Genomic DNA, 18,555 nt, shown 5'->3' on the forward strand with positions numbered 1-18,555 from the left:
GAGGCGAACGCCGTTGAGTACGGGACCCGGAGCAGACTCCGCCCCCGCACCTGCCGCCCACAACTCCCCGTCCGTTCCCAAGCCACGCTCCTCGATGTTCAGCTCGCTGAAGATCAGGAACTACCGGCTGTTCTTCACCGGCCAGGTCGTCTCCAACACCGGCACCTGGATGCAGCGAATCGCCCAGGACTGGCTGGTGCTGAGCCTCACCGGCTCCTCCGCCGCCGTCGGTATCACCACGGCCCTGCAGTTCCTGCCGATGCTGCTCTTCGGCCTCTACGGCGGTGTCCTCGTGGACCGCCTCCCGAAGCGCCCGACGCTGCTGGCCACCCAGACCGCCATGGGCCTCACCGGCCTCGCGCTCGCCTTCCTCACCATCTCCGGCCACGTCCAGGTCTGGCACGTCTACGTCGCCGCCTTCGCCGTGGGCCTCGCCACGGTGATAGACAACCCGGCCCGGCAGTCCTTCGTCTCCGAGATGGTCGGCCCCGACCAGCTGCAGAACGCGGTCAGCCTCAACTCCGCCAACTTCCAGTCCGCCCGTCTCGTCGGCCCCGCGGTCGCGGGTGTGCTGATCACGAGCGTGGGCACGGGCTGGGCGTTCCTGCTCAACGGACTGTCGTTCGTCGCGCCCATCGCCGGTCTGCTCCTGATGCGCTCCCGCGAGCTGAACCAGGTCGAGCGCACCCCGCGCGGCAAGGGCCAGCTCCGCGAGGGCCTGCGCTATGTCGCCGGCCGCCCCGACCTGATGTGGCCGATCATCCTCGTCGGCTTCATCGGCACCTTCGGCTTCAACTTCCCGGTCTGGCTCTCGGCCTACGCGGACGACGTCTTCCACGCCGGCGCTGGCGCGTACAGCCTCTTCAACACGCTGATGGCCGTGGGGTCGCTCGCGGGCGCGCTCCTCGCCGCCCGGCGTGGCACGGCCCGGGCGCGCGTGCTGGTCGCGGCCGCCGTCGCCTTCGGCGTCCTGGAGATAGTGGCCGCCCTGGCCCCGTCCTACTGGCTGTTCGCTCTCCTCATGGTCCCGATCGGGATCGCCGGCCTGACGGTCAACGTCACGGCGAACACCGCGGTCCAGATGGGCACCGACCCGGCCATGCGCGGCCGCGTCATGGCCCTGTTCATGATGGTCTTCATGGGCGGTACGCCACTGGGGGCGCCCGTCGTCGGCTGGATCACGGACGCCTACGGTCCCCGGGTCGGCTTCGCCGTCGGCGGAGTCATCTCGGCCCTGGCCGCGGTAACCGTCGGCCTCGCCCTGGCCCGCGTGGGCGGCCTGCGCCTGTCGGTGGGCTGGCACCACGGCCACCCACAGGTCCGCTTCGTGCCTAGAGAACGGGCACTGGCGACCGCCGCCTGAACACTCCGCTGGGAGCGCGCTCTTTGTCCGCGGGTCCGTTGTGGCTGGTCGATCCCCCCCACTCTCGGCTTCGATCGAGCGCGGGGGGACCCCCAACGCGGCGGAGCCGCAGATCGATGCAGCCCGGCGCCCCTCACGGGCCGCCTGGCAGGGTGACGGCATGAGACTCTTCGCCGCCGTGCTGCCCCCGGAGAACGTGACCGCCGAACTCGCCTCGGTGGTCGACGAGTTGAGGCACCTGCCCGGTGCCGACCACGGGCTGCGCTGGACGGGCCGGCCCGGCTGGCACTTCACGCTCGCGTTCTACGGAGAGGTCGACGAGGAACTCGTACCGGATCTGTCGGCCCGGCTGGAGCGTTCGGCGCGACGGACCGATCCCTTCCCGCTCTCGCTGCGGGGCGGCGGCCGTTTCGGGGGCCGCGCGCTGTGGGCGGGCGCCGCGGGGGACGTACGTACCTTGCGGCTGCTCGCCGAGCGGGCGGGGGCGGCGGGGCGCAAGGCGGGGGTGGAGCGGGAGGAGCACCGGCGGTACCAGCCGCATCTCACGCTGGCGCGGAGCCGGGAGGAGACGGACTTCGGTCCGTACGTGGCCTTGCTCGACGGGTTCGAGGGGCGGGGGTGGACGGTCGGCGAGCTGTGTCTGATGCGGAGTCGGCTGCCTGCCTCGGGGGTGCCCGGGGAGCAGCCGCGGTATGAGGTGCACGGGCGGTGGGCCCTAGGCGCGGAGGCGTAAGGGTGGCCGGTTACGCTCGATGGCGTGGACCCGAAGACGCGTAACCGGATCATGGCCGGTGTTCTTGTGCTGATGTTTGTTGTGGTGGCGATGGCGGCGGCGGTCGGTAGGTAGCCGTCTGCCTTCGTCGGCGGGCTGTCGGCTGCGGACCCGTTGTGGTCCCCCAGCCTTCGGCCGGGAGGTGCCCCAGGTCGCGCAGTTCCCCGCGCCCCTTCAGGGCGCCCCCGTCGGGGCGCCCTTTTCACGTGCCGCTACCAGGCGAAGGCCTCCGGCGAAGGGCCCGGGCCCGGGAAGATCTCGTCGAGGCCGGTCAGCAGGTCGTCGGTCAGTTCCAGTTCGACGGCGCGCAGGGCGGAGTCCAGTTGCCCGGCGGTGCGGGGGCCGACGATCGGGCCGGTCACGCCGGGGCGGGTGAGGAGCCAGGCCAGGGCGGCCTCGCCGGGCTCGATGCCGTGCTTGTCGAGCAGGTCCTCGTACGACTGGATCTGCGCGCGGATGGCGGTGTTGGCGAGGGCGTCGGCGGCCCGGCCGCTCGCCCGGCGCCCGCCCTCGACCTCCTTCTTGATGACACCGCCGAGCAGACCGCCGTGCAGCGGGGACCACGGGATGACGCCGAGCCCGTACTCCTGCGCGGCCGGGATGACCTCCATCTCGGCGCGGCGCTCGGCGAGGTTGTAGAGGCACTGCTCGCTGACGAGGCCGATGGTGCCGCCGCGCCTGGCGGCGATCTCGTTGGCCTGGGCGATCTTGTAGCCGGGGAAGTTGGAGGACCCGACGTACAGGATCTTGCCCTGCTGTACGAGTACGTCGATGGCCTGCCAGATCTCCTCGAAGGGAGTGCGGCGGTCGACGTGATGGAACTGGTAGACGTCGATGTAGTCGGTCTGGAGCCGCTTGAGGCTGGCGTCGACGGCCCGCCGGATATTGACCGCGGAGAGCTTGTCGTGGTTGGGCCAGGCGTCGCCGTCGGCGGCCATGTTCCCGTACACCTTGGTGGCGAGCACGACCTTGTCGCGCCGCTCGCCGCCCTTGGCGAACCAGTTGCCGATGATCTCTTCGGTACGGCCCTTGTTCTCGCCCCAGCCGTACACGTTGGCGGTGTCGAAGTAGTTGATCCCCGCGTCCAGCGCCGCGTCCATGATCGCGTGGCTGTCGGCCTCGTCGGTCTGCGGACCGAAGTTCATGGTCCCGAGCACGAGTCGGCTGACCTTGAGTCCTGTGCGTCCCAGCTGCGTGTACTTCATGGCTCATAGCCAACGTCGTGGAGTGCGCTCTAGGCAACACCGCTTCCAGGGTGTCCGGCCATGAGAATCCCCCGTGCGGATTCGTCACTCCGGCGCGTCCGACGGTTCGTGCTGCTGGTCTCGGCCCGGACGGCGAGACTCGCGTAGGTCACGGCTCGGCGACGAGCGCTAGGAAGGTGGCCCATGACGCGGGAGCGACCTTGAGCATGGGGGCGGTGGGGGTTTTGGAGTCGCGGATGTGGATGGTGGTGGGGGTGGCGGGGGTGGTCTGGGCTATGGCTATCTCTAGGCATTCGCCGCCCTGGCCGCTGCTGTAGCTGCTCTTGAACCAGTTCAGGTCAGTGCTCATAGTCCGCCTGCCACTTCGTCGATCAGCTTCGCCGACTCCTCGGGGTTGAGGGCCTGCGCCCGCAGAATGCCATATCGCGCGAACGTGTTTCCCAGGTCAGGCTGTTCGCTGATGAAGTAGCCGTTGCTCGGCCCCTCGACGTAAGTGATCTGTTTGTGCTCGTGCGTCTCCAGCAGGATCATCGGGCCGTCGAGTCCCGCGTGGACCTGCCGGTTGGTCGGCATCACCTGGATCGCGACGTTGCGCCGCTTCCCCACGTCGAGGATGTGGCCCAACTGCTCCTTGAGAGCTTGCCAGCCTCCGAGTGGCCGCCTCAGGACGTGTTCCTCCAGCACGAAGCCGATGACCGGGGCGGGCTTACGGTCCAGGACCCCCTGCCGGTCGAGGCGGGCCGCGAGCCGGGCCTCGATTTCGTCGTCCTCCAGGGGCGGGCAGTGGACGTCGAAGGTCGCCCGCCCGTACACCTCGGTCTGGAGCAGGCCGGGGATCAGGTGGTTCGCGTACATGTAGATGGCGGTCGCCTTGGCTTCCAGCCCGGCGTAGTCCTCGAACCATGAGGGGAAACGGCTGGTCTTCAACGTCCTGCCCGCCGCCAGAAGTGCACCTTGTGCACCCAGCGCCTCATCCGCGATCTCGACGAGTTGTCCCTTGGGGGGCCGCTCTCCCCGCTCCACCATCGCCACTTGGGACTTGGAGTATCCGACCTGCCCGCCCAACCCCTCCTGCGTGATCCCGGCCCGTTCGCGGAAGAACCGCAGCAACGAGCCGAACATCTCCAGGTTGCTCGAACTCTGATCACCGGAGTGCACAACGACCTCCCCAAGTGCACAGAGGTGCACGGACCTTGCGTAACCCTGGTCACAGTATGTGACGGCCCATAAGCATTTGCTCCATGAACCCGAAAACTCCCCCCGCCGCCCTCCACACCTGGATCCCCGCCTCCGGTCACGGACTCCGTCACGCCGGCATCCACTTCGACGCCGTACGCATCGCGGGCGTGCTCGCAGAACAAGTGGCGTACGAGCTGATGCAGTTCACGGACTTTCGGGCGGGCCCGATCGTCCGGGAGGCGACGGGGCACCGGTACATGTACTTCCTGTTGCCCCCGCAAAGTGTCACCGGCTACCGCTGGCCCGCCGGGGCGCGGGCACTCGGCCGGGACGCGCAGGGATGGGCGTACGTGGGGGTGCCCGCGTTGGGTGGGCTGACCTGGCCGTTGGAGTGGCGGTCGGAGCCGACGCCCGAAGTGCCGTTCGTGGAGGCGGGGTTGCTGCATGAAGTGGTGGGTCGCTTGATCGGTGCTGTAGCGTGACCGCGACATCACACTCCGTACGCATCCGTGTGCGGAGCGGTCCCCGGAGGTGCTACCAACACCGCCCGAGGACCTTCACCACCAGTGGACGGAACTCCACCAGAAATGCTTCGGCATGCTATCGCGCCGGTTCGGCGTTACACGAAGGCCTCGCACGACGTCGTACGGCACTCGCGGCTCAACAGTGACGCGAAGGTTCTGCTGCTGTACGTACAGGGGCTCCCCGAGTCCGAGGCCACCGCCCCCAAGCCGCTCAGCGAACACGCGGCCAGGTTGGGCCTGAAGGGCCGGGCGTACCAGAAGGCCAAGCAACTCCTCGCCGACTGCGGTTACTTGCACGAGTGGCGGGAGCAGGGCGCGCGGGGCCGCTGGGTCACGGAGCAACTCCTCACCAATGTCACCCTCACGCGTGACGAGGCGTCCCGGGCCCGCGGGGGAGGGGCGGACGCGGACGTGGGCGCGGACTCGGGCGACGACGTACCGAGTGAGCGTCCGCCGACGGTCGGCGGGCCGGGGGAGCGGACGGTCGGTGACTCTCCCCAGACAGAAGACTCGGGAGAGAAGAACCTTCCCCACCCACCACCCCAAGACCGCCGGGCCCCGTGTGTCGATGAAGCGGCTGTCGTCGAGGAACCCGAACCCGAACCTGAGGCGGAACCTGGGTCTGCCCCCGCCCCAGCCTCCGAACTCGCCGAGGCAGAAGGGGTGTTGCTGTCCCTGCGTCACGCGAACCGTGACCTGCTCCTCGGTGTACGCGAGGCCCGTCTCCTGGCCGACGCGGCAGCGGAGTGGCTGCGGCGGGGCGTCTCGGCGCCGGACCTCCGCCGCGCCCTGACGACCGGCCTCCCGGCGGACGGCATCCGCTCGGCGGTCGGCTTCCTGCGCCACCGCCTGATCCAGAAGCTACCGGCGGCGAGGCGTCAGGTGACTACCCCACCGCCCGAGCGGGCCGTGGCCCCGGCCCGGCGGGGCTTGGTGACCTGCCCCGGTCCCGGCACCGAACACGTCTTCCGCCCCCGCAACGGCGAAACCCACTGCCTCCGCTGCCGCACAGCCGCCGCCTTCGAGGCGACACTCCAACTCCAGCCGCTCTCGGAGCAGTGGCGGACGCGCGTACAGGAGTGTGCCGCCGGTGCGTAGCGCGTCCGGCCGCACTGGGTCCGTGAGTTCGCGCACCGAGGGCCGAGGTCGAGGGCATGCTGGGAGCGAGGCGGCGTCGCGCGACTGACGCGACTGAAGGGGGCGGTCTCGTGACGGTCGACGAGTCGTGGGAGAAGGTCGAGCGGTGGCTGGCGCGGTATGCGCCCGAGGACGAACTGCCGGAGCCGGCCGGGCGGGACGACATCGCGCGGCTGTCGGATCAGGCCGGCATCCGCCTCCCGCCGGACCTCGAACGGTCGATGCTCCGACACAACGGCTCGGGGCTCGTCACGGTCGTCCCGCCCGGCTTTGTTCTGTACGGCGTCGACGAGATCGTGCGCTCCTACACCGAGTGGCACGCCCTCAAGAGCGACGAGCCCGTGTACGTGCCCATCGGCAGCCTCGGCCCACTGGAGATGACGGTCGATACGAGGACGGGACGTATCGGGAGCTACGACCCCGTGCAGGGGTATGTCCGGGACGACGATCCGCTCGGGGCGTCGTTCTCGGCTCTGCTGGCCTGGGTGGCGGACGCTCTGGACTCCTCCCCGCCGTGGATCGTGATGCTGCCGGGCGACGAAGAGTGGGAGGCGACGTATGAGGACGCGGATTTCCCGGGCACCCTCTCGTGGACCGACGAACCCGATGAACCCGACGCACCTGCCGGCTGGGACATGAACAGTCTCAATCGCCAGTTCGGGTTCATCGACGACGGCGACGGCTCCTGACGCACCGGCGGAGCTATTCCGGCCGGTCATTCGGTCATTCGGTCATTCCGGCAGGTCGCTGTTCCCGCCCAGGTTCGCTATCACCCGGCGCAGGACGTCGAGGGTGGCCACGTACTCCTCCTCGGTGATCCCGGCGTGCGTCTGCTCGTGGGCCCGGAGGTTGCGCTCCTTGGCGCGGACGCGGCCGGCTTCTCCCGCCTCGGTGAGGGTGAGGGTGCCTGCGGTGTCCTCCGCGGTCCAGCCGCGGTTCGCCAGGTCGTCGAAGACCTCGGAGAAGTCGATGCCCTGGTCGTCGTAGCGGGTGAGCTTCGCGGTGAGTTCGGCGCGGGTCCAGTGGGCCGGGGACGCGGCGACGTGGTTGAGGATCCACCAGTGGGGCTGGGTGAGCGACTCCGTCGCCAGCTCCTTGCGGATTCGGCCCACCACCTCACGGTAGGCGGCGCCGGTCCAGTAACCGATGGGCTGGGCGGCGAGCTGCTGACGGGGGTACGGGGTGAGCTGCGTCGGGCTCTGAGTGGTCATGCGGCGACCGTAGGAGCTCAAGTTTGGTTGAGGTCAAGACGGCTGGTCGGGTGCAGCTGAGTCGGGTGGAGAGTTTGACGTCCGGAATGGTGGGCCAACAACTGGCGCGTGGGTCATGGGTGTTGGTTTGTCAAGTGGCCTCGGCAGATGTCAGCAGCATGCGTCATGATGTGCGGCACGGATTCAGTCGGGGGGCGTCTGTTGGGAACCCGTGCGTTCAGGTGGGCCGTGTCGGCTCTCGTAGGACTGCTGTGCGTGCTGGTCGTACCGGTGGGCGCTCGGGCGGCAGAGCCATCGCCGGACGACACCTGCAAAAGGGAGCGACTCACCAAGGCGCGGGTCAGTGCGTCGGTGGAGTTGCAGCATGACGACCGGACGTGGACCAAGATAGTCACCAGGCTGACGGTCGATCTACCGGACAGTTGGCCCCTCGCGCAGGACCTGTTGCTCAGCGAGGACAGCCGTCGGTACATCACGGCGATGTCATGCCTCACCAGGAGTGAACAGAAGAATCAGCAGCGACACTGGGCGGAGTGGCGGGTCGGCAACCCCGTGGTGACGTCGAAGGGCGGGCGCGTCAAGGTCGTTGACAGGGCGCACTCGTGGGTCGACCAGTACCGATCCGACCTCCATGTGGGCGTGTGGACCGTCCGGGCTGGCGCGGAGCGGTGGTTCGTACGACTTCAGGTTCCGCCCGCTCTTGAAGGTGCTCAGTGGGCCAAGATCACGGTTGATCCCGGGGAGCCGGGAGCCGAGTCGGCGAAGCCGAAGCCCTACGCGGGGCAGGGAGCCACAACTCTTGTGTGGCGGCCCGAAGCCGTTGCTCAACAGAAGAGGACGGCAGAGAAGGCGGCCGAGGAGGGGGCAGAGAAGGAGAAAGGGGCCACGGGGAGCAAGGCCGGGGAGAAAGAGACTTCGGGCCGGCAGACGGCAAAGGGTCGTTCAGCGCCCTCGGTGACCGTCTGGCTCCGGCCCTCCTGGCAACGTTCCTGGGCCGCGCAGAACAACCGGCTGACTGTTATGGGGCTGAACGGATTCGGCGGGCTGATGTGGACGGTCGTGGTATCCGCTCTGCTGTTGGCCGCGGCCCGAAGTTACGGAGGGCGTTCTGCCAACCCGACCGATCACCAGCGACACACACGGCGTAATCTCGTCGCGTGGGCCTGGGTCTCCGCCGCCATTGACGCGCTGACCCTGACAGGCGACCTGATCGACCAATACGTGCAGCGCAGGCGCGACGATCGGTGGCTCGACGAGTGGATCTTCCACGGGCACGGCCTTGCCCTGACGATCGCCGTTATGCTCTTGCTTCTCGCCAGACCGCCTCGGCGGATCTGGGCGTTGGCGGGTCTGTTGGCCCTATTGCCGCTCGCAGAAATGAAGTGGCCGGAGCGGTTCGATCTACGTCCGTTGCGTGTCGCACCGGCGGACTACGTCTATACCGCCTCGGACAAGGCGCTCGCCGCACAGACAGCCTCCGTGTGCTGTCTCATGGCGTTGACCCTGCTCGGTTTCGTCGCCGCCATCTGGCGGCTCGCCACCGACGGACAACTACTCCCGGAGAGCCGCCGATTCCCGGGCAAGGACCGGGTCCTGCAGTTGCGTGTCGTCCTACCGGCCGTCCTGGGCGCGACCGTGGTCATCGCCGTATGCGCCGCGTTGACGCAGGAGCGCACCTGGCAGCGTGTCTCCTGGCTGAGCGAGCCCGTGGACGCCGACTACGGCAAGGACCACCGGATGAAGCTGCTCTGGGACGCGATGTGGTCCGTCTCCAACGGACAGGACTGGATCACCGGTTACGGCTGGCTACTGACGAGCGTGGCCGCACTGGCCGCCCTTCGTGCCTGGCACATCTCCTCCTGCCTGTCGCCGGTGGACCGACCGCCGGGCGACTGGGCGGCGCGCCTGTTGTTCCTCACCTTCTTCCCGGTCGGGGTAGGGCTGGGCGGCGGCTGGCCACTGGCCGTCGCCCTTCCCTCAAGTATGTGGATACCCCTGCACATGATGGCCCTCTACGGGGCTGCCACCCTCTTTGTCGGCCGCTCCGTTCTGGCCCAGCCTCTCGCGCGTTCCGGACGCGCTTTGGCCGAGGTCCTCGGGCCGGGCGTCCGTACCGAGCTGCTGTCCAGGGCCCGCACGTATCGCGAGACCCACGCCACGCTGCGTCGGCTCGACCAAGGGCTGTTCGGTGACCAGCCTCCCGTACGAGATGAAGAGGAAAGAAAGCTGAGCGATCTGCACGACTGGCCCGCGAACGGCGTTCTGACCGTTCCCGACCGGCTCCCGTCGAAGGTGTCCGTGGTGGACGCCGCCCTGGCGCTGGGCCCGCGCGACACCTGGTGGGCCAACGGCAGCAGGGGTGCCCGCTTCGCACTGATCCCCGGGCTGCCGGCGGCCGCCCTCACCACCTGGGCGTGGGCGGTCCGGGGAGAAGCATGGGAGTCCACCCTCTCGAACCAGTTCGGTTTCCCTGAGATGGTGCTCACCCTTGTCTACTGGATGGTCACCTGGGCGGGGGCAGGGTTCGTTTTGGGAGCGCTGTGGCGTGTGCTTCCAGGACGGCGGGGAGCGGTCAAGGCGCTCCCGGTCACGCTCGCGTTCGCGCTGCCCGCCGGGCTCGATGCCCTGCTCGCCTGGTTCACGCGCGAAAGCGTCAGCAACCTCGCCCTGCACGTCTCGGCGATGCTGTTCGTCCTCACAGTCACTGGCATCGCGCTCGACCTCGACACGTTCCAGGGTGAACGGCGCTACTGGCAGAGCCGTCTGGGACTACTGCTGTCGGTCTACCAGATGCGGTACTACTCGCTCCAGGTCGCCTATCTGGTCGCCCAGATCATCGCAATGATCAGCATTTGGCAGTTCTTCGCGGAACCCGCGGTGACGCCGGAGCCCGCCGAGAGCAAGTGAGCCGGCGGATCCCGTTGAGGGACGTCAGTCCCGGGGGAACTCGTCCGTCTTGAGGGTGAGGCCGAGGACCGTGCCCGTCATGTCGACGTCCGCGCCGAAGCCGACGGAGGTTTCGATGACGTACTCCCCGTCCTTGGGCTGCGTGAAGAGGTGGCACTTGCCCTGGTAGGGGTCGGCGATGAGGTAGACGGGGACCTCGGCGGCGGCGTAGGCGTCCTTCTTGGGGCCGTAGTCGTTCTGGGCCGTCCCCCTTGAGATGATCTCGGCGACGAATTCGACATCCTCGTGACGCCAGCGGCCTTCGGTGCCATCCGTAGCGCCGTCACGCATCTTGACCACGTCGGGGCAGAAGCCGTTCTCGTGACCGGGAAAGTCGATCCGCACGTCGGACAGTGCCTCGACGTCCATGCCGAACCTGTCCTCCAACGCCCGGATGATCCTCCGGATGACGTGCCAGTGGACGCTTCGCTGCGGCGTCATGAAGACGTTACCCCCGACGATCTCAACCTTGATTCCCTCGGGGACGGGCATCCGCTCAAGTCGCTCGAACCACTGGTCCAGGCGATCGACGTTCGTGTCGGCCATCTCGATCCTGTCTTCCAGGACGGTCATCGTGGCGCTCCTCCCCGGCCGCTACTCGGACGAGTGCAGCCGCGCGGTACAACGATACGCACGGTGACCAGGCCACGCCCCGATTCGGTCAGTCGCTTTCGGCCTCGTACCGTTCGCCCACATCCCACGCCTGATGCATCGCCTCGGCGAAGGCCGCCGCCAGTTTGTGTTCGCCGGAGGCGTTGGGGTGGGTGCCGTCGTATGTGTCGTGGGTGATGTCGTACGAGGGCGGGACCGAGGCCAGGAGGAGGGGGGACGCGGGCTCGTCCAGGTCCGCGACCGTCTTCGCGAGGAGCTCGTTGAAGAGGCCGACCTCGCGGGCGAAGGGCGCGTCCGTCTCCGCCCTCGTGTTCGGGATCACCGGCAGGAGGACCATCGCCACGCGGGGGTTCGCCGAGCGGGCCTCGGCGATGAAGGTGCGGGCGTTCTCCGCCGTCTGGGCCGCGTTCGTGTAGAAGCCCAGGTCGATCAGTCCGAGGGAGACGAGGAGCACGTCGGCGCGTGACCTGCGGACCGCGTCCGCGATCAACGGGGTCAGGTGGTGCCAGCCCTCGCCCCACCCCGCCAGATGGGCGAGCGGAAAGTCCCGGTCGGCGTACTCGTACGAGTCGGCGGTCTCCGTGGCCTTGTCGTAGAGCGTCTCGCGCGGGCCGACGATCTTGAAGGGGCCGCCGTACGTCGCGCGCAGGTGCTGCCACATCCGGTAACGCCAGGTGTGTTCACCCGCGCTTCCGATGGTCATGGAATCGCCGACGGGCATGAACCTGAGCATCCGCTCATCATGGACGATCAGCGGAAGGGGCAGGGTGTGAGGCTGGACACGCCCGCTGAACCGGCGGCGGGGATGGCAGTCTTGGGGCATGCGTCGCTCGCTTGCGTTCCTTTTCGGGGCCCTCCTCGCCGGGGTGCTCGTCGCGCCCGCCGTTGCCGCCGACAGCGCCGGTTCGGAGGGGGCGGACGGGTTCACGATCAAGGATCCCCGGATCACCGAGTCCAGCGGGCTCGTCGCCTCCCGCGTCCACCCCGGCGTCTACTGGACCCACAACGACAGCGACGACGGGGCCTTCCTCTACGCCGTCGACAGCAAGACCGGCGAGACCGTCGCCACCGTCACCATGGCGGGCGTCGGCCGGCCCCGGGACGTCGAGGCCATCTCCATGGGCCCGAACGGCCATCTCTACGTCGGTGACATCGGCGACAACCTCGGCGGCACCTGGGACCACGTCTGGATCTACGAGCTGCCCGAGCCCAAGCAGCTCAAGAACCAGACCGTCCGCGCCACGCAGTACGACGTGAAGTACGCCGACGGGGCGCGGGACGCCGAGGCGCTGATGGTCCACCCGAAGACCGGACGCGTCTACATCGTCTCGAAGAACGAGGACGGGGGAGGGCTGTACGAGGGGCCCGCCAAGCTCACTCCCTCCGGCACCAACACCTTCGAACGCATCGGCGCCATCGACCTCTGGGTCACCGACGGCGCCTTCTCCCCCGACGGCAAGCAGCTCGCCGTACGCGGCTACTTCGGCGGCCTCGCGTACGACTGGAACGGTGGGAAGGTGAAGAAGGAGGGGCGGCTGAGCGTGCCGCTCCAGGGGCAGGGCGAGTCGATGGCGTACATCCCCGACGGATCCACGCTGCTGTACGGGAGTGAGGGCTCGGACAGCTCGGTGGAGCCGGGGAACGTGCCGGGCGGGGGCGGCGGAGACGGTAAGTCGCCTTCCGGGGAAGGCGGTTCTGTCGACGGGGGCGGGGGTGGTGACGGGATGAACGCCGATATCAAGATGGGTGCCGTTGCCTTGGTGGTCGCCCTGGCCGTCATCTACGGGCTCAAGAGGTTGCTGCGGCGCGACTAGGCCGTGTTCTGGGTTCGGATTCCTGTGCGCGCCCTGCACGATGATGATCAAGATGTGGGGCGAGGCGATCTTGCTGATGAGCAGTGGGGTTGCACCTTCCGTAGCGGCATGTGGTCCGGTGGACCTACGTCCTGGTCCCTTGAGGAAAGGTCCTTGCTCATGCGTTCGTCCTTCATGCCACCCCGCCAGGTCAAGATCGGTGACGCGGCGGCCTTCGCCGGCACCACGCCGCGGGCGATTCGCCATTACCACGAGATCGGCCTGCTCCCCGAGCCTGAGCGGGGCGGCGATGACCGCCGCCGCTACGGGTACGAGGACATGATCCGACTGCTGTGGATTCGCAAGATGGCCGACGCCGGGATCGCCCTGGACGACATCCGTGACGCCTTTACCACCGGCACGGCTTCCGCCGGTGCGGACAGCGGAGACGGTATCGCGGGCATCCTGGAGCGGTTGGAGGAAACCCTCGCCGAGCAGGAGGCGGAATTGCGGCGGCAGCGGACCGCCGTGCAGCGGATGCGCACCGAAGGCAGCCGGATGGGCCTGCTCTCCGACTTCGTCACCGACCGTCTCAAGAGCCTGCCCGAGGGCTCCCTGCGGCAGGCGGACCTGGACAGTCTGCTGGTCACTGAGCGGATCTTCGGCCCGCTCGGCGCGGCCGTCCAGGCCACCCGCTTCGTCGTCCTGGCCACGCATCCCGCTCTCCGGGAGGACTCCGACCGCATCGATGACGCCGAGGAGGCACTCGATGACAGCGTCGCCGTCGATGATCCGCGGGTGGCTCAGGTGGCCGTCGAGCGGCACACCTTCGAAAGCGCCCTGGAGGCCGTCATCGAGGAGTCCGGCCTGGATAAGGACGACGATGCCCTCTTCGACGCCTGGGACACCTTGCACCCTGCTACCGCCGATGACGGCGAGGACGAGGCCGACCTCAGCTCCGGCAGGCGGGAGGCCGACTCCATGAGCGTGTTCGAAGCCATCGGCAAGATGCCCTACGACTTCTCCCCGGCCCGCCTGCGCTGTATGGAACTGGCCGAAGAACTATCCGCCCAAGAGTCACCCGCCACCTGAAACACGGCCCAGCGCTCCGCGGGCCGCAGGGTGGGTGAGGGCCGCCGGACAGTGCGGGCCGGTTGTGGCTGGTCGCGCCCAGGCGGCGGAGCCGCACATGGTCACAGCCCCGCGCCCCTTACGGGGCGCCCCTGCGCTCGACCAGCGTCTCCAAGCCGTCCAGGATCCGCTGCAGGCCGAAGTCGAAGTGGTCGAAGTCGGAGCCGAAGGCGTCCTCGGCGAGTGAGGCCATCACGGGGTAGCGGCCGCCGGTCATGATCTTCTCCAGGATCGGGGCCTGGGCGGCCCAGAACTCCGCGTCCGTCAGGCCCGTCCTGCGCTCCGCCTCCTGCGTGTACAGCTGGGAGCGGGCGGCGCCGGTGACGTACGAGTCGATCATGATGACCACCGAGACCAGCTCCGGGTCGCTCAGGCCCATGGGCTTGATCTGGGAGATCACCTTCTCCATGCCGTCGATGGCGCTGGGGCCGAGGACCGGGCGGGACTGGTTGACCTGCAGTAGCCATGGGTGGCGCTGGTAGAGGGCGAGGCTTTCGCGGCCGAGTACCTCCAGGGCCGAGCGCCAGTTGTCGCCGAAGACGGGCGTGTCGTCGCCCGGACGCTGGACGCGGTCCAGCATCAGGTCGAGCAGCTCGCCCTTGCCGGGGACGTACCGGTAGAGGGACATCGTGCCGGTGCCGAGCTCCGTGGAGAGCCGTCGCATCGAGACGGCCTCCAGGCCCTCCGTGTCCGCGATCCGGACCGCCGCTTCCACGATCCGGTCGAGCGTGAGGCCCGGCTTCGGCCCGCGGCTGGGCCGGGGGCCCGTGTCCCACAGCAGGTGGAGGGTGCGGACGATGTCTCCGCTCCCGCTGGTCTCCGTGCCGCCCGAGCCGCTTGTCATGGATCTCAGAATAATCCCTTGGGCCAAAACTGAGTACGGTGTACTCTCAAAAGGGTACGGCGTACCCAGTTTTGGGGACGGGTTCAGGGGCGGGCTTCAAGGGATGGGGATTGCTGTGAGCGGTTACGCGGTGAGGGCCGAGGGGCTCGAGAAGAGGTACGGGGAGAAGCGGGCCCTCGACGGCTTCGATCTGGCCGTGCGGGAGGGCACGGTGCACGGCCTGCTCGGGCCGAACGGCGCGGGCAAGACGACCGCCGTCCGCATCCTGTCCACACTCCTGAAGCTCGATGCGGGGAGCGCACAGGTGGCGGGCCTGGACGTGGCCCGGCACCCTCGGGAGGTGCGGGCGCGGATCGGGCTCACCGGTCAGTACGCGGCGGTGGACGAGGTGCTCACCGGCCGGCAGAACCTGGAGATGTTCGGGCGGCTGTTCCACCTGGGCGGGCGCCGGGCGCGGCTGCGGGCGGGCGAGCTGCTGGAGCAGTTCGACCTGACCGACGCCGCGGACAAGGGAGTCGGGAAGTACAGCGGCGGCATGCGGCGGCGCCTGGACCTCGCCGCGTCGATGATCCTCACCCCGCGTGTGCTGTTCCTGGACGAGCCGACGACCGGGCTCGACCCGCGCGGCCGGGGTGAAGTCTGGGACTCCGTACGGGCGTTGGTGACCGGCGGCACCACCGTGCTGCTGACCACGCAGTATCTGGAGGAGGCCGACAAGCTCGCCTCGCACATCACCGTGATCGACCAGGGGCGGTCCATCGCCGACGACACCCCGGACGGGCTGAAGAGCACGGTGGGCGGCGACCGGATCGAGGTCGTTGTCGCCGAGCGGGCCGACATCGCGCGGGCGGTGAAGGTCGTCGCCCGGGTGTCGGACGGCGAACCGGAGTCGGACGAGACCGAGTTGAGGGTGCACGCGCCCGTGACCGACCGGGTCGCGGCGCTCACCGAGGTGGCCCGCACCCTCCAGGACGAGGGCGTGCGGGTGGAGGACATCGGCCTGCGCAGGCCGAGCCTCGACGACGTGTTCCTGCGTCTGACCGGCCACCGCACGGACGTGCCGAACGAGACGGACGTGCTGAACAAGAAGGACGTGCCGAACAAGAAGGACGTGCCGAACAAGAAGGAGGCGGCGTGACCACCCTCGACCCGACCACACAGGCCACCACCCCGGCCCCGGCGGCACAGGGCGACCACGGCCCGGCCGCGCAGGGCGACCACGGCCGTACGTACTGGGTGCTCGCCGACTGCTGGAACGTCGTTCGGCGCGGGCTCACCCACTACCAGCGCCAACCGATCAACATCGCCTGGCAGTTGGGCTTCCCCATCCTGTCCGTGCTGCTCTACGGGTACGTCTTCGGCAGCGCGATGCAGGTGCCGGGCGGCGGCGACTACCGGGACTTCCTGATGCCGGGCATGTTCGTGATGACGATGGCCTTCGGGTTCATCAACACCGCGACACTCGTCGTGTACGACTCCACCAAGGGCGTCATCGACCGGTTCCGCTCCATGCCGATGGCGCCGTCCGCCGTCGTCGCCGGGCGCGGGGTCACCGATCTCATCGTCGCCTGCGCGGAGTTGACGATCCTGATGCTCACCGCGGTCGCCATGGGCTGGCGGCCCGACGGCGGCTTCGGCTTCCTGGGGGCCTTCGCGCTGCTGCTGTGGCTGCGGTTCGCGCTGATCTGGCTCGGGGTGTGGCTCGGTCTGCTCGTGCCCAACCCGGAGGCGGCGGGCGGTCTGTTCGCGGTCGCGTTCCCGCTGACGATGATCTCCAGCATCTTCGTCGCCCCGCAGCTGATGCCGGACTGGCTCGGTTTCGTGGCGGCCTGGAACCCGATCTCGTCGACGGCCGCGGCCACCCGCGAACTGTTCGGCACGCCGGTGGGCAGCGGCGACTCGTGGGTCGAGCAGCACGCGCTGCTGATGGCGGGCGTGTGGCCGCTGATCCTCACGCTGATCTTCGTTCCGCTGGCGGTACGGAGGTTCCAGAAGCTCAGCAAGTAGTCGGCCGTAATCGGCCGTAATCGGCAGTAATCGGCCGCAGTCGGCAGCAGTAGGCCCAGCTGGTTCGTGGTTGTGCGGCGACGGGGGAGTGCGGCGACAGGGGGCGTGCGGTGTTCGGGACTCAAGTGTCCCGAACACCGCACAACTTCTTGACGTGTCCACGCAGGATCCCTTCCATGGGGATACGCGGTGTGGTGGGAGCGCTCCCACTCGTTCCGGGCCCGCGCCTCCCGAGAGGAAGCAGCGACATGTTCCGCAGCTTGCGAAGAGCGCTGTGTGCTGCCGCCGCGGCGCTCCTGTTACCGCTGGCCGGTGTGCAGACGGCCGCCCACGCCGACCCGGCGGACGCCGTGGACCGGGCGGCCGGGGCGGCGGCCCCCGGAGCCGGTTACTGGCACACCAGCGGCCGGCAGATGCTGGACGCGGCCGGTCAGCCCGTACGGATCGCCGGCATCAACTGGTTCGGCTTCGAGACCGCCAACCACACGCCCCACGGCCTCTGGGCGCGCGACTACAAGAGCATGATCGACCAGATGAAGTCGCTCGGCTACAACACCATCCGGCTGCCGTACAGCGACGACCTTTTCAAGAGCGGCACCGTACCCAACAGCATCGACTTCTCCGGCGGCAAGAACGCCGATCTCCAGGGCCTCGGCTCCCTCCAGATCATGGACAGGATCGTGGCGTACGCGGGTCAGGGCGGCCTCAAGGTCGTACTGGACCGGCATCGTCCGGACGCGGCCGGCCAGTCGGCGCTCTGGTACACCTCCGCGGTACCGGAGTCGACGTGGATCGCCAACCTCAAGGCACTGGCGACCCGTTACCGGGGCAACTCCACGGTGATCGGCATCGACCTCCACAACGAGCCGCACGATCCGGCCTGTTGGGGCTGCGGCGACACGACGAGGGACTGGCGCCTGGCCGCCCAGCGCGCCGGCAACGCGGTCCTGTCCGTCAACCCCGAGCTGCTGGTCTTCGTCGAGGGAGTGCAGACGTTCAACGGCGTGTCCGGCTGGTGGGGCGGCAATCTGATGGGCGTCGCCCAGTACCCCGTCCAGCTGGACGTCCCGAACCGGGTCGTCTACTCGGCCCACGACTACGCCACGAGCGTGGCCCAGCAGAGCTGGTTCAGCGACCCGACCTTCCCCGCCAACATGCCCGGCATCTGGGACAAGTACTGGGGCTACATCTTCAAGCAGAACATCGCCCCGGTGTGGGTGGGCGAGTTTGGCACGACACTCCAGTCGACGATCGACCAGAAGTGGCTTGCCGCGCTGGTGAGTTACCTCCGGCCCACGAGCACGTACGGCGCCGACAGCATCTCCTGGACCTTCTGGTCCTGGAACCCCAACTCCGGTGACACGGGCGGGATCCTGAAGGACGACTGGACGACCGTGGACACGGTGAAGGACGGATACCTGGCGAGCGTGAAGGCGCCGGGGTTTCCGGGCGGCGGGGGCGATCCCGGTGATCCGGGGGATCCCGGAGACCCCGGTGACCCGGGCGGGGGCACGGCGGCCTGCACCGCCGCCTACACCGTCAGCAGCGACTGGGGCGGCGGCTTCAACGCCGAGGTGAAGGTGACCAATTCGGGCACCACCGCGCTCAAGTCCTGGAAGGCCACGTGGACTTGGCCGGGCGCCCAGAAGGTCACCAGCATGTGGAACGCCTCGTACACGCAGAGCGGTTCGACGGTGACCGCGTCGAACGCCGACCACAACGGGACGGTCGCGGTGGGCGGTTCGGCGAGCTTCGGGTTCGGGGGCGCGCCGGGCGGCGGGGGAGCACCGGCGGTGAGCTGCACGGCGACATGAGACAGGAGCCATGAGAC

At 68.7% G+C, this 18,555-nt stretch carries 18 protein-coding genes; 11 read left to right on the forward strand and 7 right to left on the reverse strand.

The window, feature by feature from the left end; all coding sequences use genetic code 11:
- The first annotated feature begins 13 nt into the window (after positions 1 to 13).
- Both ACZ5VQ_RS19570 and thpR read left to right on the forward strand, forming a co-directional pair.
- Positions 14 to 1,363, forward strand: coding sequence for an MFS transporter (locus tag ACZ5VQ_RS19570; RefSeq protein WP_469105974.1), 1,350 nt, complete (start codon positions 14 to 16; stop codon positions 1,361 to 1,363).
- A gap of 160 nt (positions 1,364 to 1,523) precedes the next feature.
- Positions 1,524 to 2,096 (forward strand): RNA 2',3'-cyclic phosphodiesterase, encoded by a 573-nt coding sequence (gene thpR / locus ACZ5VQ_RS19575; RefSeq protein WP_469105975.1) that lies wholly within the window; start codon positions 1,524 to 1,526, stop codon positions 2,094 to 2,096.
- Between the two features lie 251 nt (positions 2,097 to 2,347).
- Here thpR and ACZ5VQ_RS19580 read toward each other — a convergent pair whose 3' ends face one another.
- The 3 genes from ACZ5VQ_RS19580 to ACZ5VQ_RS19590 all read right to left on the reverse strand — a co-directional run bounded on the left by ACZ5VQ_RS19580 (position 2,348) and on the right by ACZ5VQ_RS19590 (position 4,498).
- Positions 2,348 to 3,340 (reverse strand): aldo/keto reductase, encoded by a 993-nt coding sequence (locus ACZ5VQ_RS19580; protein WP_469105976.1) that lies wholly within the window; start codon positions 3,338 to 3,340, stop codon positions 2,348 to 2,350.
- Between the two features lie 148 nt (positions 3,341 to 3,488).
- Positions 3,489 to 3,689: a DUF397 domain-containing protein gene (locus ACZ5VQ_RS19585; protein ID WP_469105977.1), complete on the reverse strand. Its 201-nt coding sequence runs from the start codon at positions 3,687 to 3,689 to the stop codon at positions 3,489 to 3,491.
- Entirely contained in the window at positions 3,686 to 4,498 is an 813-nt protein-coding gene (locus ACZ5VQ_RS19590; RefSeq protein WP_469105978.1) for a helix-turn-helix domain-containing protein, read from the reverse strand. Before ACZ5VQ_RS19590 ends, ACZ5VQ_RS19585 begins: the two co-directional genes overlap by 4 nt.
- An 83-nt stretch (positions 4,499 to 4,581) precedes the next feature.
- Here ACZ5VQ_RS19590 and ACZ5VQ_RS19595 point away from each other — a divergent pair, with 83 nt between their 5' ends.
- The 3 genes from ACZ5VQ_RS19595 to ACZ5VQ_RS19605 all read left to right on the forward strand — a co-directional run bounded on the left by ACZ5VQ_RS19595 (position 4,582) and on the right by ACZ5VQ_RS19605 (position 6,869).
- A complete protein-coding gene (locus tag ACZ5VQ_RS19595) occupies positions 4,582 to 5,001 on the forward strand; it encodes a hypothetical protein (protein ID WP_469105979.1) in 420 nt (139 codons plus the stop codon).
- 105 nt (positions 5,002 to 5,106) lie between these two features.
- A complete protein-coding gene (locus ACZ5VQ_RS19600) occupies positions 5,107 to 6,141 on the forward strand; it encodes a hypothetical protein (RefSeq protein WP_469105980.1) in 1,035 nt (344 codons plus the stop codon).
- Positions 6,142 to 6,251: 110 nt separating this feature from the next.
- The gene (locus tag ACZ5VQ_RS19605) at positions 6,252 to 6,869 is read left to right on the forward strand and encodes an SMI1/KNR4 family protein (protein ID WP_469105981.1); all 618 of its coding nucleotides are present in this window, start codon (positions 6,252 to 6,254) and stop codon (positions 6,867 to 6,869) included.
- 42 nt (positions 6,870 to 6,911) lie between these two features.
- Here the strand turns inward: ACZ5VQ_RS19605 and ACZ5VQ_RS19610 are convergent, their stop codons facing one another.
- Complete coding sequence (locus tag ACZ5VQ_RS19610; protein WP_469105982.1) at positions 6,912 to 7,391, reverse strand: MarR family transcriptional regulator; 480 nt, start codon at positions 7,389 to 7,391, stop codon at positions 6,912 to 6,914.
- A gap of 228 nt (positions 7,392 to 7,619) precedes the next feature.
- Between ACZ5VQ_RS19610 and ACZ5VQ_RS19615 the strand changes: the two genes are divergently transcribed.
- The gene (locus ACZ5VQ_RS19615) at positions 7,620 to 10,298 is read left to right on the forward strand and encodes a DUF6185 family protein (RefSeq protein ID WP_469105983.1); all 2,679 of its coding nucleotides are present in this window, start codon (positions 7,620 to 7,622) and stop codon (positions 10,296 to 10,298) included.
- 24 nt (positions 10,299 to 10,322) lie between these two features.
- Here ACZ5VQ_RS19615 and ACZ5VQ_RS19620 read toward each other — a convergent pair whose 3' ends face one another.
- Together ACZ5VQ_RS19620 and ACZ5VQ_RS19625 are read right to left on the reverse strand one after the other, a co-directional pair.
- Positions 10,323 to 10,910, reverse strand: a complete 588-nt coding sequence (locus ACZ5VQ_RS19620) for a Uma2 family endonuclease (RefSeq protein ID WP_469105984.1) — start codon at positions 10,908 to 10,910, stop codon at positions 10,323 to 10,325.
- Between the two features lie 88 nt (positions 10,911 to 10,998).
- Positions 10,999 to 11,682: an SGNH/GDSL hydrolase family protein gene (locus ACZ5VQ_RS19625; protein ID WP_469105985.1), complete on the reverse strand. Its 684-nt coding sequence runs from the start codon at positions 11,680 to 11,682 to the stop codon at positions 10,999 to 11,001.
- A gap of 88 nt (positions 11,683 to 11,770) precedes the next feature.
- On the opposite strand from ACZ5VQ_RS19625, the gene ACZ5VQ_RS19630 reads away from it, so the two are divergent.
- Together ACZ5VQ_RS19630 and ACZ5VQ_RS19635 are read left to right on the forward strand one after the other, a co-directional pair.
- Positions 11,771 to 12,763 carry a WD40 repeat domain-containing protein gene (locus tag ACZ5VQ_RS19630; protein ID WP_469105986.1) on the forward strand — a complete coding sequence of 331 codons (993 nt, stop codon included), beginning with the start codon at positions 11,771 to 11,773 and terminating at the stop codon, positions 12,761 to 12,763.
- 159 nt (positions 12,764 to 12,922) lie between these two features.
- On the forward strand, positions 12,923 to 13,834 hold the full coding sequence (locus ACZ5VQ_RS19635) for a MerR family transcriptional regulator (RefSeq protein WP_469105987.1): 912 nt from the start codon (positions 12,923 to 12,925) through the stop codon (positions 13,832 to 13,834).
- 118 nt (positions 13,835 to 13,952) lie between these two features.
- Here the strand turns inward: ACZ5VQ_RS19635 and ACZ5VQ_RS19640 are convergent, their stop codons facing one another.
- The gene (locus tag ACZ5VQ_RS19640) at positions 13,953 to 14,717 is read right to left on the reverse strand and encodes a TetR/AcrR family transcriptional regulator (protein ID WP_469105988.1); all 765 of its coding nucleotides are present in this window, start codon (positions 14,715 to 14,717) and stop codon (positions 13,953 to 13,955) included.
- A 103-nt stretch (positions 14,718 to 14,820) separates the two neighbouring features.
- On the opposite strand from ACZ5VQ_RS19640, the gene ACZ5VQ_RS19645 reads away from it, so the two are divergent.
- The 3 genes from ACZ5VQ_RS19645 (at position 14,821) to ACZ5VQ_RS19655 (ending at position 18,538) form a co-directional block, all read left to right on the forward strand.
- A complete protein-coding gene (locus tag ACZ5VQ_RS19645; RefSeq protein WP_469105989.1) occupies positions 14,821 to 15,855 on the forward strand; it encodes an ATP-binding cassette domain-containing protein in 1,035 nt (344 codons plus the stop codon).
- Positions 15,852 to 16,724 (forward strand): ABC transporter permease, encoded by an 873-nt coding sequence (locus tag ACZ5VQ_RS19650; protein ID WP_469105990.1) that lies wholly within the window; start codon positions 15,852 to 15,854, stop codon positions 16,722 to 16,724. The genes ACZ5VQ_RS19645 and ACZ5VQ_RS19650 overlap by 4 nt, the downstream gene beginning before the upstream one ends.
- Before the next feature lie 248 nt (positions 16,725 to 16,972).
- On the forward strand, positions 16,973 to 18,538 hold the full coding sequence (locus ACZ5VQ_RS19655; RefSeq protein ID WP_469105991.1) for a cellulase family glycosylhydrolase: 1,566 nt from the start codon (positions 16,973 to 16,975) through the stop codon (positions 18,536 to 18,538).
- Positions 18,539 to 18,555: the final 17 nt, after the last annotated feature.

This window comes from Streptomyces sp. NPDC033178 (assembly GCF_055577685.1).

Coding starts and splice junctions, on each gene's coding strand:
- thpR (WP_469105975.1), top strand. CDS start 1,524: ATGAGACTCTTCGCCGCCGTGCTGCCCCCGGAGAACGTGACCGCCGAA.
- ACZ5VQ_RS19580 (WP_469105976.1), bottom strand. CDS start 3,340: ATGAAGTACACGCAGCTGGGACGCACAGGACTCAAGGTCAGCCGACTC.
- ACZ5VQ_RS19585 (WP_469105977.1), bottom strand. CDS start 3,689: ATGAGCACTGACCTGAACTGGTTCAAGAGCAGCTACAGCAGCGGCCAG.
- ACZ5VQ_RS19595 (WP_469105979.1), top strand. CDS start 4,582: ATGAACCCGAAAACTCCCCCCGCCGCCCTCCACACCTGGATCCCCGCC.
- ACZ5VQ_RS19600 (WP_469105980.1), top strand. CDS start 5,107: ATGCTTCGGCATGCTATCGCGCCGGTTCGGCGTTACACGAAGGCCTCG.
- ACZ5VQ_RS19610 (WP_469105982.1), bottom strand. CDS start 7,391: ATGACCACTCAGAGCCCGACGCAGCTCACCCCGTACCCCCGTCAGCAG.
- ACZ5VQ_RS19620 (WP_469105984.1), bottom strand. CDS start 10,910: ATGACCGTCCTGGAAGACAGGATCGAGATGGCCGACACGAACGTCGAT.
- ACZ5VQ_RS19625 (WP_469105985.1), bottom strand. CDS start 11,682: ATGCTCAGGTTCATGCCCGTCGGCGATTCCATGACCATCGGAAGCGCG.
- ACZ5VQ_RS19630 (WP_469105986.1), top strand. CDS start 11,771: ATGCGTCGCTCGCTTGCGTTCCTTTTCGGGGCCCTCCTCGCCGGGGTG.
- ACZ5VQ_RS19635 (WP_469105987.1), top strand. CDS start 12,923: ATGCGTTCGTCCTTCATGCCACCCCGCCAGGTCAAGATCGGTGACGCG.
- ACZ5VQ_RS19640 (WP_469105988.1), bottom strand. CDS start 14,717: ATGACAAGCGGCTCGGGCGGCACGGAGACCAGCGGGAGCGGAGACATC.
- ACZ5VQ_RS19645 (WP_469105989.1), top strand. CDS start 14,821: ATGGGGATTGCTGTGAGCGGTTACGCGGTGAGGGCCGAGGGGCTCGAG.
- ACZ5VQ_RS19655 (WP_469105991.1), top strand. CDS start 16,973: ATGTTCCGCAGCTTGCGAAGAGCGCTGTGTGCTGCCGCCGCGGCGCTC.